The following is a 16794-nucleotide window of genomic DNA, read 5'->3' as shown; positions in this document are numbered from 1 at the left end:
AAATGCATAGAGAAATAAGAGCGCCAAGAGGTACTGAACTTTCTTGTAAGGGTTGGCAACAGGAAGGAATTTTAAGAATGCTAATGAATAATCTAGACCCAGCTAATGCTGAGGATCCAGATAATCTAATAGTTTATGGAGGAACAGGAAGAGCAGCACGAAATTGGGAGTGCTTTGATGCTCTTGTAAAAACCATAAAGGAACTTGAAGATGACGAGACAATGCTTGTACAATCAGGTAAGCCAGTTGGAGTTTTCAAATCACATAAGGATGCACCAAGAGCCATAATAGCAAATTCTAATCTTGTTCCACATTGGGCTAATTGGGATTACTTTAGAGAATTAGAAAGACAAGGACTTACAATGTATGGACAAATGACAGCTGGAAGCTGGATATATATAGGTACACAAGGAATACTTCAGGGGACATATGAAACTTTAGCAGCAGTAGCACATAAGAAATTTAAGGATTCATTAAAGGGAACTATTACTTTGACTGGTGGACTTGGAGGGATGAGTGGAGCTCAGCCTCTAGCTGTAACAATGAATGAAGGAGTAGCTATTTGTGTAGAAGTTGATAGAAATAGAATTCAAAGACGTTTAGATACAAAATATGTTGATGTTTTAGTGGAAGACCCTGCAGAAGCTGTTAATATGGCTTTAGAGGCAAAAAAAGAAGGAAGGGCATTATCTATAGCTTTACTTGGAAATTGCTCTGATGTGTACCCTAAATTCATTCAAATGGGCTTCCAACCAGATGTTGTAACAGATCAAACTTCAGCACATGATACCTTGGGTGGATATGTTCCTGGAGGTATGAGCTATGAGGATGCTTTAAAATTAAGACAAGAAAACCCAGAAGAATATATTAAACAGGCGAAAAAGAGTATAAGAGTACATGTTGAATGTATGCTTGAATTCCAAAAGAGAGGGGCAGAAACCTTCGATTATGGAAATAACATTAGACAAGTTGCTTATGAAGAAGGACTAAAAAATGCTTTTGATTTTCCAGGTTTTGTTCCTGCATATATTAGGCCATTATTCTGCGAAGGAAAGGGACCATTTAGATGGGCTGCACTTTCTGGAGATCCGGAGGACATTTATGCTACAGATAGAAAAGTATTAGAGCTTTTCCCAAATGATTCCCACTTAAATAGATGGATAAAGATGGCTGGAGAAAGGATTGCCTTTCAAGGATTACCTTCAAGAATATGCTGGCTTGGCTATGGAGAAAGAGCTAAATTCGGTCTTGCCATAAATGAAATGGTCAGAAATGGAGAAGTAAAAGCTCCAATCGTAATAGGAAGAGACCATCTAGATTGTGGTTCTGTTGCTTCACCAAATAGAGAAACTGAAGGTATGAAGGATGGTTCAGATGCGATTTCTGACTGGGCATTATTAAACTTTGGAATTAATGCAATAGGTGGAGCTACCTGGGTATCCTTCCATCACGGCGGTGGAGTAGGTATAGGATACTCGCAACATGCGGGTCAGGTAATTGTATGTGATGGAAGTTATGAAACTGATGAAAGAATAAGAAGAGTTTTAACTACGGATCCAGGAATGGGAGTACTTAGACATGCTGATGCAGGCTATGAAGAAGCTATCAAATTTGCTAAGGAGCATGATGATATAAAAATACCAATGTTAAAAAAGTAAGCTTAGGAGGGCAACAATGAGTAAGATTGTAGAATGTATACCAAATTTTAGCGAAGGCAGAAATAAGGAAGTTATTGAAAAAATTATTGATACTCTAAGAGGCAGGCAAGGCGTAAAGCTTTTAGACTATTCATCAGATGCAGATCATAATAGAACAGTTGTAACCTTCATTGGTGAGCCAGAGAGAGTAGAGGAAGCAATTCTTGATATGGCAAAGCAAGTATATGAGAATATAGATATGACTTGTCATCAAGGAGGACATCCAAGAATGGGAGCTTTAGATGTAGTTCCTTTTGTACCGGTTTCTAATGTTACTATGGAAGAGTGTATTGAACTTGCAAAAAGCGTTGGTAAAAAGATAGCTGAGAACTTTAGTATACCAGTTTATTTGTATGAGGATGCAGCATCAGCTCCAGAAAGACAAAACTTAGCTGTTGTAAGAAAAGGTCAGTATGAAGGCTTCTTTGAAAAGATAAAACAAAAGGGATGGTCGCCAGATTATGGTCCTAGTGAAGTCAATGTTAAAGGAGGATGTGTTGCAGTAGGTGCAAGAGTTCCACTAGTAGCATTTAATGTAAATTTAGGCACAGATAATGTGGAAATTGCAAATAACATTGCAAAGATTGTAAGACATATTGGTGGTGGACTTAGATATGTTAAGGCAATGGGAGTTAAACTAGAGGACAGAAATATTGCTCAAGTGTCCATGAATTTAGTTAATTATGAGAAAACTGCAGTATATAGAGCATATGAAATGGTGAAGATGGAAGCAAAAAGATATGGAGTTCCTGTTATAGGAAGTGAAGTTATAGGTCTTGTTCCTATGCAGGCACTAATTCAATGTGCTGAATACTATTTGCAAATTGAAAACTTTTCTATAGATCAAATACTTGAAAAGAGGATTTGGGAATAAAAAATGAGCTTGGAGAAATAGAGTTATCTATTTCTCCATTCTATATATAAAGTTGGAAAAGTCATAAATGTACTTTAACGGGTAATTTAACTAATGATAATTAGCATTAAAATTTATTTAGTACACTTGCTGATGAAAATCAGCAAATTACTCTGAAATATAATTGATAAGGAGGAGAGATGTGAATACGGTAATTAAAAATATAGGATGCCTAGTAACCTGTAGAGGTAATGCTATTAAAACTGGAGAAAGCCTTAATGATGCTGGAATTATAGATAATGGATTTGTAGTAATTGAAGAAGATAAAATATTAGCTGTTGGCAAAGGTGAGGATTATAAAAAATATTTGAAAGAAGACACCACTATTATAAATGGTGAAAACATGACTGTGACTCCAGGACTCATAGACAGCCATACTCATGTTGTATATGGAGGTTCAAGAGAAAAGGAGTTAGCATTAAAGCTAAATAATGTAAGCTATATAGAAATACTCAATAATGGAGGCGGAATATTAAGTACAGTAAGAAATACTAGAAAGGCTGATTCGGATATACTTTCAGAGGAAACTAAGAAGAGGCTGGATTTAATGCTGCTTCATGGTACAACTACAATAGAAAGTAAATCCGGATATGGACTTAATTTTGAAGATGAAATTAAAATGCTTAACGTAAATAAAAAACTTAATGATGAACATCCTATAGATATTGTGTCTACTTACTTAGGTGCTCATGCAATTCCAGAAGAGTATAAGGAAAATAGAGATGGATATATTGATCTAATGATTAATGAGGTTATTCCTTATGTGGGAAAAAATAAGTTGGCTAATTTCATTGACTGCTTTTGTGAAGAAGGAGTTTTCAGTGTTGAAGAAAGCAGGAGAATATTAAAAGCTGGAGCGGAGAAAGGACTTAAAGTAAAGATACATGCAGATGAGATAAAGCCAATTGGGGGAGCAGAGCTGGCTGCAGAGCTAAATGCTACTTCAGCAGAGCATTTGGTAGGAGCTTCACTAGAAGGTATAAAGGAGCTAGCGAATAAAGGTGTTGTAGCAGTTCTGTTGCCATCCACCTCTTTTTATCTTATGCTTAATAAGTTTGCAGATGCTAGGACTATGATAAAAGAAAATGTTCCAATAGCATTAGCTACAGACTGCAATCCAGGGACATCGCCAACAGAATCACTACAGAACGTAATGACGTTTGCATGTTTTGGAATGAGGCTTACTCCAGAAGAAATTATAAATTCTATGACTATAAATGCAGCCTATGCAATTGGAAAAAATGATGAAATAGGAAGCATAGAACCAGGAAAAAAAGCTGATTTAGTAATATTTAATAGTAAAAGCCTTAATTATTTAATTTACCATTTTGGAATAAATTCGGTGAAAAGTGTAATAAAAAATGGTAAGCTAGTAGTGGATGATAATAAAATTGTTGAAAGGTGGTAGTATTGTGTTAAGCAATTTAACAGTTAATGAATTTATAAAGGAATTGGCATCTAATTCTCCTGCACCTGGTGGTGGGAGTGTGGCAGCATTATCTGCTTCCATTGGTAGTGCCCTGAGCTGCATGGTATTCAATTTAACTATAGGCAAGAAGAGTTATAATGAATATGATGAAAATACAAAAAACATGATTTTAGATAGTTTAAAGCAATCTGATACTTCAAAAGAAGAGTTCTTATCCTTAATGGAAAAGGATGTAGAAGAGTTTCTACAATTAATGGCTGCATTTAAACTTCCTAAAGAAACTGAAGAAGAAAAGGTAATAAGAAGTAATAAGATTAAAGAGGGTTATGTTAAAGCCTTAGAAGTTCCATTTGAGGTCGCTAAGAAGGCATATAGTATTTATGAATTTGTTCTTGTAGCATGTAAATATGGTAATAAAAATGCGGTTTCAGATGCTGGAGTTGCAGCACTTATGCTTCAAACAGCAATTGAGAGTGCTATACTTAATGTAAAGATAAATCTTTCAAGTATTTCTGATGAAGAATACAAAAAGAATATACAATTGAAGTGCAATGAACTTATAGAAAATGGTAATGCAAAGAAAAATGAGATATTAGAAATAGTAAATTCAAAGCTTTAAAAAATATAAGGAAACTTTTGAGTTTCCTTATATTTTTTTTAAGGTAAATCATTAAGAGTTTTAAATTCATATCCTTTTGATTTCCATTCCTTAATTAAAGAATCCATAAGTTCTGCATTAGTTTTTGATACAGCGTGTAGAAGTATAATGCTTCCATTATGAGTTCTTTCCATGATTACTTTTCTAGCATATTCAGGACTTGGCTGTTTTTTAGGTTCCCAGTCAGCATAGGCGAAACTCCAAAAGATGGTTTTATATTGTAATTTATAAGTGTAGTATAAAGAAAGCTCATTATACTTACCCATAGGTGGTCTAAAAAACTTCGGCATCTTTGTTCCTGTTGCATCTTCAAAGCTCTGTTCTGTAATGGTAAATTCCTTTTCGAATTTCTCCTTATCACTAGAAGCAACTTTAGCCATGGATGGATGTGTATTTGAGTGATTACATACCAGGTGGCCCTCAGCCACCATCCTTTTAATTAAATCCTTGTTGGTGTCGATATAGGGCCTTGTTACAAAGAATGCTGCTTTTACATTGTTTTCTTTTAATGCATCAAGTATTTTAGCAGTATAGCCATTTTCATAGCCTTCATCGAAAGTTAAATATAGAACTTTTTTTGAAGTATCTCCTACATAATTTCCATTATATTTTTTTATTAGGTCTAGTACCTCTTTTGGTTCTTCAGGAGTAAGACCATCAGTCCTGGGCTTATAGAACCAGCTTTTTTCAGTAGCACTAAGCCTTAATATATCTGAATTGGGTAATTTAAGACTTTTATCATTTATTTCACTTGAGTTTTGTGGTATATTTTCATTAGGTAAAATATCATTTACATATATATATTCTGAGCCCTGAAAATCATCTGTTTTAGGTAATTCAAGCTTATATGAAATAGTAGCAAAATCCTTTTTCATGTAAATATTACTGCTACCTGAAATACTGCTTACAGCGAGAATTAACGCTAAGATTAACGAGTTTTTCGCCATGTTTCAACCTCCTTTACAAGAAATAAATTATAATACTAAAGTTTTACGGAGAAGCTAAAATGAATAATATTTTTATAGAAAAAATTAAATCTTTATATAACTTAATTTTAGAACCTATAGATATTATGTTCAAATTAACCGCTATTAATAGATATAAAAGTGATTTAAATATTGGAATAAATGATAGCTTTGGGGAATATTATTATAAGCTTGTTGAAAAAAGCAAGAACTCAGGTGTGGTTTATACTCCAGTTGAAATATCTGAATATATTATAAGGAGTACCATTAAAGAGGATGATGTAGTAAAGAATCCTTTTATAAAAATATTAGATCCAGCTAGCGGTTGCGGAAATATTATAATACCTTGCTATAGGAATTTAAAAAGAATATATTTAGATAATTTAGATACTATTAATCAGATGCATAATATTAGGTTAACTCTTGAAAATATAGATAAACATATTATTAACAATAATATATTTGGTTATGATATAGACGAAATATCCATAAAAGTACTATTAATTGATTTGTTTTTAGAAGCAAAAACAATTTTAAAGGATAATTTTATTGTGGGAGATTTTTTGTTTGATAATAGCCCTATTGTATTTGACGTAATTATTGGAAATCCACCCTATGTTGGACATAAGAGTATAGATAGAGAATATTGTAGGAGACTAAAGGAGAATTATAGTAATATTTATAAGGATAAAGGCGACTTGAGTTATTGTTTTTTCAAACGCTCTATTGAAAAAACTACTAAAAGAGGAAAGATTAGCTTTATAACATCTAGGTACTTTATAGAAGCGCCTAGTGGCGAAAATTTGAGAAAACTTTTACTTGCTGATATTAATATAAATAGCGTAGTTGATTTTTACGGCATTAGGCCATTTAAAGACGCAGGGATTGATCCTATAATTATTTTTTTAGAAAAAGGAAATAACATAAATGAAATTGATATAATTAAACCTTTAGGAAGCAACAAAGAGCTTTCAGAAAACTTTTACAACTCTGTTTTTATGAATCAAGAACATGCTTATAGATGCTTTAAATTAACAAAACAAGATTTAAAGGATACCTGGATGCTAATAGATAGAGTTGAAAGAGAAATAATTAATAAAATTAATGCTAAGTGTAATTCAACACTGGGTGATATATGCGATAGTTATCAAGGAATAATAACTGGTTGTGATAAAGCTTTTATAGTTGATAAAGAAATAATAGAGAATATGGAAATTGAAACCGAGCTTTTAAGGCCGTGGATAAAGAATAGTAATATTAAGCAATTTAAAGTTGAAAAAAACAATAAGTTCATTATCTATTCAGATTTTATTGATGAACAAGATAAATATAAAAAATCAATAGAATACATTGAGAAGTTTAAAGATAAGCTTTCTAACAGAAGGGAATGTATTAAAGGAATAAGAAAATGGTACCAGCTGCAATGGGGAAGAAATCCAGATTTGTTTGAAAAAGAAAAAATTATATTTCCATATAAAGCTGATAGTAATAAATTTGCTGTAGATAAAGGAAGTTACTTTAGTGCTGATGTTTATTGTCTTTTACCAAAATCCACAATGAATGTAAGTAACAGTTACTTAGTAAGTATATTAAATAGTAAACTATATGAATTCTATTTTAAGTGCTACGGAAAAAAGCTTGGGGGTAAGCTATATGATTATTACCCTAATACAATTATGAAGCTTCCTATAGCACTTGATATACAAATAATAGATGATTTTAATGTAAGCATATATAATTATTTTAATCTTTCATATGAACAAATAGAAATTATTGAAGAGAAATTAAAATCTAATTAAAAAGAAGTATATTTTATAGAATATACTTCTTTTATATTGTCTATTTAGTAAGGTCTTCAACGAATTTTGGTAATGTAAAACATGACTTATGAAGTTTTTTTGTATAATATTTTGTAGTAAAATCTAGATCCCTATTTATTTCTATGTTTTCAGGATCATATTTTTTTGAACCTACGGTAAAGCTCCAAAAACCGCTTGGATATGTAGGAATCCCGGCCATAAATAATTTTGTTATTGGAAATACAGCTTTTGCATCATTGACAACACTTTTAACCACTTCTGGTAGATAAAAAGGTGTTTCTGTTTGCGCTATAAATATTCCATCTTCAGTTAAACATTCTGAAATTTCTTTGTAAAAGCTTCCGCCAAAAAGTCCTTCTGCAGCTCCGAAAGGATCTGTTGAGTCAACAATGATTACATCAAATTCATTTTTGTGTTCATGAACATATTTTATACCGTCACCAATAAAAATTTCACACCTTGAATCATCAAGAGCACAACTAATCTCAGGTAGGAATTTTTTACACTCCTCCACTACAGCACTATCTATTTCGCATAAAATTGCTTTTTCTACTGAAGGGTGTTTTAAAATTTCCCTTATTGCTCCTCCGTCACCACCACCAACTACAAGTACCTTTTTTGGATTTGGGTGGGTAAATAGTGGAATATGTGAAATCATTTCATGATATACATATTCGTCCTTTATAGTTGTTTGTACTATCCCATCTAGAATTAACATTCTCCCAAAAGCGTAGGTATCTACTATGGCTAAATCCTGAAATTCAGTCTTTTTAGTAACTAAAGTTTCTTTTATTTTATAGGTCATAGCAGCGTCGCTGATTTGCCCTTCTTTTAACCACATGTCCATAATACAACCTCCTTTAATACTTAAACTGTAATTAAACAATGATAATTATAACAATGATTCATTTGTAGGGCAATAGATTAATCTTAAAGTATATAAATTTTGGTAAAAAGGTTGCTTTGCTAGAGTAATTATGTATAAAAAGGATATATTATGGATAAAATAAAAAGTGTGTGTAAATTTTAGAAAATTAGAAGGAAAATTATGTAAGATGTAGAATAATAATCAAGTAAGATATTTTAGATAAGAAATTTATTAACTATAGATGTGGGGGGAAAGGCATGTACTTAAAATTTGAAAATGAAAAGGATACATTAATTGTGTATTTAATGGGTGAATTAGATCATCATAGTGCTGAAGAAGTCAGAACAAAGATTGATGATAGGTTAGATAGGTCTGGAATAACTAAATTAATTATGGATTTTACAAATGTTACCTTTATGGATAGTTCAGGAATAGGTGTTGTAATAGGAAGATTCAAAAAACTATCTTTAAAAAAAGGTGAAGTATGTATTGCTAATGTAAACAGTTCAGTAAAGCGTGTTTTTGAATTATCAGGTATGTTTAAAATTATAAAACTTTATGAAAATTTAGAACAAGCATTAAGTAATTTTTAGTGGGGGGATAAAAATGTACGATAACACAATTAAAATAGAATTTGCTAGTAGATCAGAAAATGAAGGTTTTGCAAGAGTAGCTGTTGCAGCTTTTGTATCCCAGCTAGATCCAACTATAGAAGAGCTTACTGATGTAAAAACTGCTGTATCAGAAGCAGTTACAAATGCTATTATCCACGGATATGAAGGTAAGGAAGGAACTGTAAGAATAGAAGCAAGTATTAGAGATAATGAGTTTTCCATTACAATTAGCGATGATGGTGTTGGAATTGATAATATTGAACTAGCAATGCAGCCGCTTTACACTTCTAGACCTGATTTAGAGAGATCTGGTATGGGATTTACTGTTATGGAAACTTTTATGGATTTTTTAGAGGTTAAATCTGAAAAGGGTAGGGGAACTTCTATAACTATGAGAAAAGTATTTAAGTCATTAAGTTAGGTGAAGGATATGGATGAGGAAATACTAAGAAAACATGAATATAATTATGAAGATAATGTAGAGCTCATAGAAATAGCGCGAACAGGTGATAAAGAAGCTCTTGATAAGTTAATTCAGGTAAATTTACCATTAGTGTCCGCTATAAGTAAGAAGTTTTTAAACAGAGGTTATGAGTATGAGGACATTTTTCAAATTGGATGTATGGGACTTGTAAAGGCTGTTAATAATTTTAATCCAAGTTTTAATGTAAAGTTTTCTACATATGCTGTGCCAATGATTATGGGTGAAATTAAAAGGTTCATTAGAGATGACGGAATTATTAAAGTTAGCAGAAGTGTAAAGAATGTGGCAAGAAAAATTCATTATGATAAAGAAGCACTTACAAAAAAATTAGATAGAGATCCTACCATAGAGGAATTGGCGGAGTTTTCCGGGATTAAAGCAGAAGAAATAATCTTTGCTGTAGAGTCTGTCAGTGGACTACAGTATTTATATGATACCATTCATCAGGATGATGGATCACCGGTTTTGCTTATTGATAAACTAAGTGAGAATGCAGAAGAAGATGATGAAATAGTAGATAAAATTGCTTTAAAAGAAGCACTAAGTAATTTAGATACAAAATCTAGACAGATTATTTTACTAAGATATTTTAAAGATAAAACTCAGGTGCAAGTAGCTAAAATGCTTGGCATTAGTCAAGTTCAGGTATCTAGAATAGAAAAAAAAGTTTTAAAACTTATGAAAGAAAGATTAAGTGGATAGAGCACATTTAGTGTTCTATCCTTTTTGTTTAAAAAAATAATTATTGCATAAAATAATCATAAAGTATTTTTTGATTATAGGATGTGATTCTATGGAAAATGGAGAAGAAAAAATAAAACAAAAGTTCCACCAATTAACTTCCGAGGTGAAACCAAAATCTAGACTTTTAAAAAATTGTATTAATGCTTTTATAGTTGGGGGCATATTTTGTTCAATAGGTCAATTCTTTAATAATTATTTTTTAAATATTGGTGTTCCCAAGGATGATGCATCTACTTATGTGTCAATAGTTATGGTTTTTATAGGTGCACTGCTAACTGGGATTGGAGTCTATGATAAAATAGCTGCAGTTGCTGGAGCGGGAAGCGTTGTTCCAATTACAGGATTTGCAAATTCCATAGTATCTCCAGCTATGGAATTTAAAAAGGAGGGTTTTATATTTGGTGTTGCTGCCAAAATGTTCGTTATAGCAGGGCCTGTTTTGGTATATGGAATAGGTTCTTCAGTTATTGTAGGTATTATTTATTATTTTCTGAAGTAGGTGATATTAATTGGGGAAAAGAGTCGGTAAGCAAACAGTTGAAATAGAAAGCAAACCAAGAATAATTGCAACTTCAAGTATAGTAGGACCTAAAGAAGGTAGTGGACCATTAAAAGATTATTTTGATATTATACTTGAGGATGATTTAAATGATAAGGATAGCTATGAAAAAGCAGAAAGTAGCTTAATTTATACTTCTATAAGCGAATGCATAAAAAAGGCCAATTTGAAAGAAGAAGACATAAATTATCTATTTGCTGGGGATTTATTAAATCAGCTGACATCTTCTAGTTTTGCAGCCAGAGATTTAAATATTCCATTTGTAGGGTTATATGGAGCATGCTCTACTATGACCGAATCTTTAAGCATGGCATCTATGATAATGGATGGTGGATTTGCAAATTACGTAGTAGCTGCAACCTCATCGCACTTTTCTTCAGCAGAAAGGCAATTTAGATTTCCATTAGAGTATGGAAGTCAAAGATCACCAACTGCGCAATGGACGGTAACTGGATCTGGCGCTATGGTTCTAGGTAAAGAAGGCAACTTTCCCTATGTAACCTTTGTTACAATAGGTAAGGTAAAGGATTATGGGGTATGTGATGTGAATAATATGGGTGAATCTATGGCTCCAGCAGCAGTGGATACAATAGCCCAGCACTTAAGGGATACTGGAAGGGATTCTAATTATTATGATTTAATTGCAACAGGAGATTTAGGTTCAGTAGGGAAAAAACTTACTGAAAAGCTACTTTTGGAATATGGATATGACATTAAAAATATCTATATTGATTGTGGTGATGAGATATTTGATCATAAAAAGCAAGGTACAAATGCAGGAGGCAGCGGGTGTGGCTGCTCTGCTGTAGTTGATTGTGGTTATATTTATAAAAATATAATTAAAGGCAATTTAAAAAAGGTTTTGCTAGTATCTACAGGAGCACTTTTAAGTTCCACTTCCTGTTTTCAAGGGTTAACCATACCTGGAATTGCTCATGCAGTGGCAATAGAAACTGATTAATGAATAAGTACTGCATAAGGAGGGAGAATTTTTATAATGGATTATTTAAGAGCTTTTGTAGTTGGTGGATTAATTTGTGTAATAGCACAAATTCTTATAGATAAGACTAAATTAACCCCTGCACGAATTCTAGTTAGCTTTGTTACCCTTGGTGTATTACTTGGGGCATTAAATATTTATGACTGGTTAATTAAAATAGGGAAAGCAGGGGCAACAGTACCGCTACCTGGTTTTGGATATGCATTAGCTAAAGGGGTAATGAAAGAGGTAGATAATGTTGGTCTTGTAGGTGCATTTACTGGAGGTATAAAGGGAACGGCTGGAGGCATAACAGCAGCTATAATATTTGGGTATATAATGGCTCTATTGTTTAATCCCAAAACAAAGGAGTGAAAAAGATTGAAAAGGAGGGTAATTATAGTAACTGATGGAGACAGAATTGCTCAAAAGGCAGTAGAAAAAGCAACATTGAATATTGGAGGAAGATGCATTTCTGCTTCTGCAGGAAACCCTACCTTATTATCTGGGAAACAAATTATAGGACTTATTAAAAGGGCAAAATATGATCCTATTGTTGTTATGGTAGATGATAAAGGTGATAACGGCATGGGATTTGGTGAAAAGGCTATGGAAGAAATCTTGGTTTGTGAGGATATTGAAGTGATTGGAATTATAGCTGTAGCATCTAATACACCTAAGGCTAGAGGAATTCAAGTAGATTACTCCATTGATAAATTAGGCAAATTAGTAGATAAAGCTGTTGATAAATATGGTAATATTAAGGGTAATAGAATATTAAAAGGAGATACAGTAAATACACTTTCTTTTAAAAAAGTTAATTTCATTATAGGAATAGGAGATCCGGGTAAAATGGATGGAAGTGATAATTCGGAAATAGGGGCTCCTATTATAACAAAGGCTATGGAAATTATTATTAGTAATTATAATAAAAGCCTTATAGCTTTTATGTAGATTAATAAAAAGGAAGAAGCGCCTGCTTCTTCCTTTTAAATATTAGTGACTAGTATTATTTGTTGTTCCCGAGTTATCCTGATTAACCCCACCAGTGTTGGTATTACCAGTGGTAGTATTATTTGTAGAACCACCAGTAGTATTAGTATTGGTATTAGTATTTGTATTGTTAGGTGGATTAGTAGGAGTAATAGGAGTAGTAGGAATGCTTGGTTTTGTATCATCATACTCAGTTGGAAGTATATATGGCTTATCCTTATCTCCATCAGCATATTCTTTTTTTATGAAGACACGAGTTTCAATTAAATCAGGCGGAGTATTTTCATTAGCAAGCTTTCCATTTAATTTATTAATCTTCGCTTCTACATGAGCATCACACAAACTTGCTGGTACTGTGCCTTCTGCAAAAATATCGGTAATAGTCCTATTTCCTCTAGGATCTTTAGCACACAAATCTGTGGGAATTTTGCCTGAATCAGCACATACAGATGCAGTAACAATTCCTGAAGGTCTTTCAATATCTTTAACAGGAAGATTTTTGTGGGCTTCAGCCATGATTTTTTGCCAAATACCAGCTGAGGTAGCACTAGATATATCATCGTGCTTTTTAGGTTTGTCATCTCCAATCCAGACAGCTCCAGAGTAATACGGAGTAAGTCCACAGAACCAAAAATCTTGTTTATCTCCAGAGGTACCTGTCTTTCCAACTACAGGCATACTGCTAAATCTAGCATTAGGAGCTGTACCTCCTTCACTTGTAGGTCCCTTTAAAAGATCAAACATAATATATGCGCTTTGAGGTGACAATACCTTTCTTGTATTAGGCTTAGTTTCTAATATAGTTATACCTCTTTTATCTACCACTTTTCTGTATAATCTTGGTTCAGTATAAACACCGTTATTACCAAAAACTCCATATGCAGCAGCCATAGTAAGTGTATTGGAACCGTATGTAAGCTGACCTAATGATAGAGCGGAAATACTTTGTTTATCTTGATTTACCAGAGGTAATCCATATTTTTCACCATAAGCTGCACCAGTTTTTAAGCCGATTTTATCTTCCAGCTTAATTGCAACTAGGTTGATAGATTTTTTTATAGCCTCTCTAATTGTTACATCACCACTAAAATAGCCAGTTTCATAGTTTCTAGGATTATATGGCTGTCCTGGAGGGCCATATTTTTTCCCTATTTCTTCAGGTAGTGGTGAATCCTCTACTACAGTTGCAGCTGTTGCGAGATTAGAATCTATTGCCGCTGAGTAGACTGTCAAAGGTTTTATACTTGAACCAACGGGTTTTAAAAATTCCTTAGAACCATTAAATGCAGCTCTATTAAAAGAACGTGCAGGTTGTTCTCCTCTTCCACCAATAATCGTCTTAACTTCTCCAGTATGATAGTCCATTATTACTGCAGAAGCTTGGGGCTGCACACTTAAATTGCCATAGTTTTTATTATCATCTAAAACTTTTTTTGCAGCATCCTGTAAACTTCTATCCATTGTTGTATATATCTTTAATCCACCATACATCAACAGTGAATTGATTTCACTATCATTATAGTGATATTGAGCCTTTAAGTCATTCTTAACTTGTACAATTGCAGGTAGCGAGAACCATTCATAATTCATTTTATTTGCAGTAGCTGAAGGCTGCTGAAATGCTAATTTTTTATCACTTAAATCCTTAATTGCTGCATCATATTGATCTTTTTTTATATAACCATTCTCGTACATTTTACTAAGAACACTTTTAGTTCTATTTAAATATACAGATGGATTTTTTTTAGCAGAATCTGAAAATGGATAATAAACAGATGGACTTTGCGGAACTCCAGCTATATAAGCACATTCAATTAGGCTTAAATCCTTTACCGATTTATTAAAATACTGATTAGCTGCAGCTTCAACACCATGAGCAGTTCCTCCTAAAAAAATGGTATTCATGTATGCTTCAAGAATCTGATCTTTTGATAAACGTTTTTCAAGCTCCACTGCCAGATACATTTCTTGTACTTTTCTTTTAATTGTTACTTCCTTCGAAAGCAGTGTATTACTAATAAGCTGCTGCGTTATAGTTGATGCACCTTGCAAAGTATTTACATGTTTAATTTTATTCATAATATCTATGTAAACAACTCCTGCAAGTCTTCTAGGATCAACTCCTTTATGAGTGTAGAACCTTTCATCTTCTATACTTACAAAGGCATGTTTTAAATTGTCAGGCATGTCCTTAATAGAAACTACAGTTCTTTTTTCATCAGTTATAACGTTGTCCATATATTTGTCATTAGAATCATATATTATAGAGGGTTCATTTAATGTCAGTATTTCATTTACATCTAGGGGAGGTGCTGTATTTATAATAGCTAAAACCACACCGCCAAGAGCAACTCCTGATAAAATAATTATGCTTAAAAGTGTAATAAGTACTATTTTCAAAACCTTAAAAGAAGTTTTTTTCTTTTTTTTCTTTTTGCTTTCTTGCATATGTTAATCCTCCTTGAATGCCTCCTATTATTATTGACAACTTTAAAATATTATAACACATAATAAAAAATATAAAAATCCAGGAAAACATCCACTTTTAATAAAATATTGTTTATTAGATTTATTAATATAGTTTTACCATATAGTTATGCTTGTTTTTAATAAAGTATGTCCAAATAAAAAACATTTAAATATAACTTATTAAGAATAATTTAAATTCAATAAAATAAATTATACTATATGTCTAAAATTAATAAAAGATATATAGGGGGGTGTAATTATTAAGACTAAGACAAAAATTAAGGTAATTGCTTTTTTTTCTATAGTGATATTTTCCTTTAATATTTTTATATATGAATTTGATAAAGTAATAACTCCTACATTAATAATAGTAACAAATGCTGAAATGAGAGCAAAAGCTATGGAAATAATTAATAGCGCTATACTGGATGAATATTCTAAGAAGTTTAGATATGAAGATATCATAAAGGTTGAGAAGGATGCAAGTGGCAATATTGTAATGGTACAAGCAGATACAATAAGCATGAGTAAAATATCCTCCGAGGTTGCATTAAAGGCGCAAAAGGAATTAAAGAATTATGGTCAGATTGGAGTTAAGATACCTTTAGGTTACATATTTAAAAATAATCTCCTTGCTTCAATGGGACCTGATTTATTAATAAAAATGGTTCCTGTAGGATATGTGGAAACAAAATATTTATCTGAATTTGAAAGTGCAGGATTTAATCAAACAAGGCACAAAATTTACGTAGAGGTAAAAGCAAAAGTAAGAGTAGTAATGTTTCTTGGCAAAAGTGATATAGATGTGAAATGTGAAGTCCCTATATCAGAAACTATAATAGTAGGAAAAATTCCTAACAATGCTTTTAACTTAGATCTTAATAATATGAATTCGAAATAAAACACTGAAAATAATGCAAAATAAAACTGGTAAACAGCAAGCTGTTACCAGTTTTATTTGAAATTATAAAATTATTATTCCCAATTAAAAACATATGGTATATTTCTATAATAGTCACCATAGTTTAGTCCATACCCAACAACGAATATGTCTGGAATTTCAAAACAGCAGTAATCAGGTTTTATATCTACCTTACGTCTCTCAGGTTTGTCTAAAAGTACACAAGACTTTACAGATTTTGCACCAAGAGAAGCCACATGATCTATTACGAATTTCATGGTGATTCCTGTGTCTACAATATCATCAACAACAAGAACATCATATCCTTCAATATCATCTGGAATATCATTTACAATCTTAACAACTCCAGAGCTAACTTCATCATGGCCATAACTAGAAGTAGTCATAAAACCAATTTTTGTAGGAACGGAAATTTGTCTTACTAGGTCAGCAGTATAAATAAAGCTACCTCTTAAAAGAGATAAAACATAAAGTTTTTTACCTTGGTAGTCTCTAGAAATTTCAGCACCTAGTTCAACTATTCTTTTTTCAATTTGTTCTTTAGTAATTAGTATGTTTTCTTTTTTATTTTCCATTGTAATCCTCCAAGCTATAGATATTTACAATATTGCTTTTATAGTATAAAATTATATGAAAGTTGTCAAGTATATATAATAGTCAGTGAAATATGCATCGGATAT

17 protein-coding genes are annotated in these 16794 nt (G+C 32.2%); 13 read left to right on the top strand and 4 right to left on the bottom strand.

All coding sequences use genetic code 11. From position 1 onward, the window contains the following. Positions 1-2: 2 nt before the first annotated feature. The 4 genes from hutU (at position 3) to bsdE14_RS00365 (ending at position 4658) form a co-directional block, all read left to right on the top strand. Entirely contained in the window at positions 3-1658 is a 1656-nt protein-coding gene (gene hutU / locus bsdE14_RS00380) for a urocanate hydratase (RefSeq protein ID WP_264847929.1), read from the top strand. Positions 1659-1674: 16 nt separating this feature from the next. After that, the gene (gene ftcD / locus bsdE14_RS00375) at positions 1675-2571 is read left to right on the top strand and encodes a glutamate formimidoyltransferase (protein ID WP_264847928.1); all 897 of its coding nucleotides are present in this window, start codon (positions 1675-1677) and stop codon (positions 2569-2571) included. 181 nt (positions 2572-2752) lie between these two features. Then, complete coding sequence (gene hutI / locus bsdE14_RS00370; protein ID WP_264847927.1) at positions 2753-4018, top strand: imidazolonepropionase; 1266 nt, start codon at positions 2753-2755, stop codon at positions 4016-4018. A 4-nt stretch (positions 4019-4022) separates the two neighbouring features. Beyond that, the gene (locus bsdE14_RS00365) at positions 4023-4658 is read left to right on the top strand and encodes a cyclodeaminase/cyclohydrolase family protein (RefSeq protein WP_264847926.1); all 636 of its coding nucleotides are present in this window, start codon (positions 4023-4025) and stop codon (positions 4656-4658) included. Positions 4659-4696: 38 nt separating this feature from the next. Here the strand turns inward: bsdE14_RS00365 and pdaA are convergent, their stop codons facing one another. Further along, complete coding sequence (pdaA, locus tag bsdE14_RS00360) at positions 4697-5644, bottom strand: delta-lactam-biosynthetic de-N-acetylase (protein WP_264847925.1); 948 nt, start codon at positions 5642-5644, stop codon at positions 4697-4699. Between the two features lie 59 nt (positions 5645-5703). On the opposite strand from pdaA, the gene bsdE14_RS00355 reads away from it, so the two are divergent. Next, positions 5704-7461, top strand: a complete 1758-nt coding sequence (locus bsdE14_RS00355) for an Eco57I restriction-modification methylase domain-containing protein (RefSeq protein ID WP_264847924.1) — start codon at positions 5704-5706, stop codon at positions 7459-7461. A 40-nt stretch (positions 7462-7501) separates the two neighbouring features. Here the strand turns inward: bsdE14_RS00355 and speE are convergent, their stop codons facing one another. Continuing rightward, the gene (speE, locus tag bsdE14_RS00350) at positions 7502-8329 is read right to left on the bottom strand and encodes a polyamine aminopropyltransferase (RefSeq protein WP_264847923.1); all 828 of its coding nucleotides are present in this window, start codon (positions 8327-8329) and stop codon (positions 7502-7504) included. Positions 8330-8607: 278 nt separating this feature from the next. Here speE and spoIIAA point away from each other — a divergent pair, with 278 nt between their 5' ends. The 7 genes from spoIIAA to bsdE14_RS00315 all read left to right on the top strand — a co-directional run bounded on the left by spoIIAA (position 8608) and on the right by bsdE14_RS00315 (position 12684). Then, positions 8608-8943, top strand: coding sequence for an anti-sigma F factor antagonist (spoIIAA, locus tag bsdE14_RS00345; protein WP_264847922.1), 336 nt, complete (start codon positions 8608-8610; stop codon positions 8941-8943). Positions 8944-8956: 13 nt separating this feature from the next. After that, the gene (spoIIAB, locus tag bsdE14_RS00340) at positions 8957-9385 is read left to right on the top strand and encodes an anti-sigma F factor (protein WP_264847920.1); all 429 of its coding nucleotides are present in this window, start codon (positions 8957-8959) and stop codon (positions 9383-9385) included. A gap of 9 nt (positions 9386-9394) precedes the next feature. After that, positions 9395-10150, top strand: coding sequence for an RNA polymerase sporulation sigma factor SigF (gene sigF / locus bsdE14_RS00335; protein WP_264847919.1), 756 nt, complete (start codon positions 9395-9397; stop codon positions 10148-10150). A 91-nt stretch (positions 10151-10241) separates the two neighbouring features. Continuing rightward, the gene (spoVAC, locus tag bsdE14_RS00330; protein ID WP_264847918.1) at positions 10242-10691 is read left to right on the top strand and encodes a stage V sporulation protein AC; all 450 of its coding nucleotides are present in this window, start codon (positions 10242-10244) and stop codon (positions 10689-10691) included. 10 nt (positions 10692-10701) lie between these two features. Further along, positions 10702-11712, top strand: a complete 1011-nt coding sequence (gene spoVAD / locus bsdE14_RS00325) for a stage V sporulation protein AD (protein ID WP_264847917.1) — start codon at positions 10702-10704, stop codon at positions 11710-11712. A 36-nt stretch (positions 11713-11748) separates the two neighbouring features. Continuing rightward, on the top strand, positions 11749-12105 hold the full coding sequence (gene spoVAE / locus bsdE14_RS00320) for a stage V sporulation protein AE (RefSeq protein WP_264847916.1): 357 nt from the start codon (positions 11749-11751) through the stop codon (positions 12103-12105). Between the two features lie 6 nt (positions 12106-12111). Further along, positions 12112-12684 carry a stage V sporulation protein AE gene (locus tag bsdE14_RS00315; RefSeq protein WP_264847915.1) on the top strand — a complete coding sequence of 191 codons (573 nt, stop codon included), beginning with the start codon at positions 12112-12114 and terminating at the stop codon, positions 12682-12684. A 42-nt stretch (positions 12685-12726) separates the two neighbouring features. On the opposite strand, the gene bsdE14_RS00310 is transcribed toward bsdE14_RS00315, so the two are convergent. After that, positions 12727-15171, bottom strand: a complete 2445-nt coding sequence (locus bsdE14_RS00310) for a transglycosylase domain-containing protein (RefSeq protein ID WP_264847913.1) — start codon at positions 15169-15171, stop codon at positions 12727-12729. A gap of 277 nt (positions 15172-15448) precedes the next feature. Between bsdE14_RS00310 and yunB the strand changes: the two genes are divergently transcribed. After that, the gene (gene yunB / locus bsdE14_RS00305) at positions 15449-16093 is read left to right on the top strand and encodes a sporulation protein YunB (RefSeq protein ID WP_264852191.1); all 645 of its coding nucleotides are present in this window, start codon (positions 15449-15451) and stop codon (positions 16091-16093) included. A gap of 74 nt (positions 16094-16167) precedes the next feature. On the opposite strand, the gene hpt is transcribed toward yunB, so the two are convergent. Continuing rightward, positions 16168-16689, bottom strand: a complete 522-nt coding sequence (gene hpt, locus bsdE14_RS00300; protein WP_264847912.1) for a hypoxanthine phosphoribosyltransferase — start codon at positions 16687-16689, stop codon at positions 16168-16170. Positions 16690-16794 lie beyond the last annotated feature (105 nt).

This window comes from Clostridium omnivorum, assembly GCF_026012015.1.
GTDB classification, from domain to species: domain Bacteria; phylum Bacillota; class Clostridia; order Clostridiales; family Clostridiaceae; genus Clostridium_AX; species Clostridium_AX omnivorum.
The sequence above is the reverse complement of the archived record's forward strand: the minus strand, read 5'-3'. Positions and strand labels throughout refer to the sequence as shown.

Excerpts from the sequence above, each read along its gene's own strand:
- spoIIAA (WP_264847922.1), top strand. The coding sequence starts at position 8,608 with ATGTACTTAAAATTTGAAAATGAAAAGGATACATTAATTGTGTATTTA.
- spoVAC (WP_264847918.1), top strand. The coding sequence starts at position 10,242 with ATGGAAAATGGAGAAGAAAAAATAAAACAAAAGTTCCACCAATTAACT.
- pdaA (WP_264847925.1), bottom strand. The coding sequence starts at position 5,644 with ATGGCGAAAAACTCGTTAATCTTAGCGTTAATTCTCGCTGTAAGCAGT.
- speE (WP_264847923.1), bottom strand. The coding sequence starts at position 8,329 with ATGGACATGTGGTTAAAAGAAGGGCAAATCAGCGACGCTGCTATGACC.
- spoVAE (WP_264847916.1), top strand. The coding sequence starts at position 11,749 with ATGGATTATTTAAGAGCTTTTGTAGTTGGTGGATTAATTTGTGTAATA.
- hutU (WP_264847929.1), top strand. The coding sequence starts at position 3 with ATGCATAGAGAAATAAGAGCGCCAAGAGGTACTGAACTTTCTTGTAAG.
- hpt (WP_264847912.1), bottom strand. The coding sequence starts at position 16,689 with ATGGAAAATAAAAAAGAAAACATACTAATTACTAAAGAACAAATTGAA.
- bsdE14_RS00355 (WP_264847924.1), top strand. The coding sequence starts at position 5,704 with ATGAATAATATTTTTATAGAAAAAATTAAATCTTTATATAACTTAATT.
- bsdE14_RS00310 (WP_264847913.1), bottom strand. The coding sequence starts at position 15,171 with ATGCAAGAAAGCAAAAAGAAAAAAAAGAAAAAAACTTCTTTTAAGGTT.
- sigF (WP_264847919.1), top strand. The coding sequence starts at position 9,395 with ATGGATGAGGAAATACTAAGAAAACATGAATATAATTATGAAGATAAT.
- spoIIAB (WP_264847920.1), top strand. The coding sequence starts at position 8,957 with ATGTACGATAACACAATTAAAATAGAATTTGCTAGTAGATCAGAAAAT.
- ftcD (WP_264847928.1), top strand. The coding sequence starts at position 1,675 with ATGAGTAAGATTGTAGAATGTATACCAAATTTTAGCGAAGGCAGAAAT.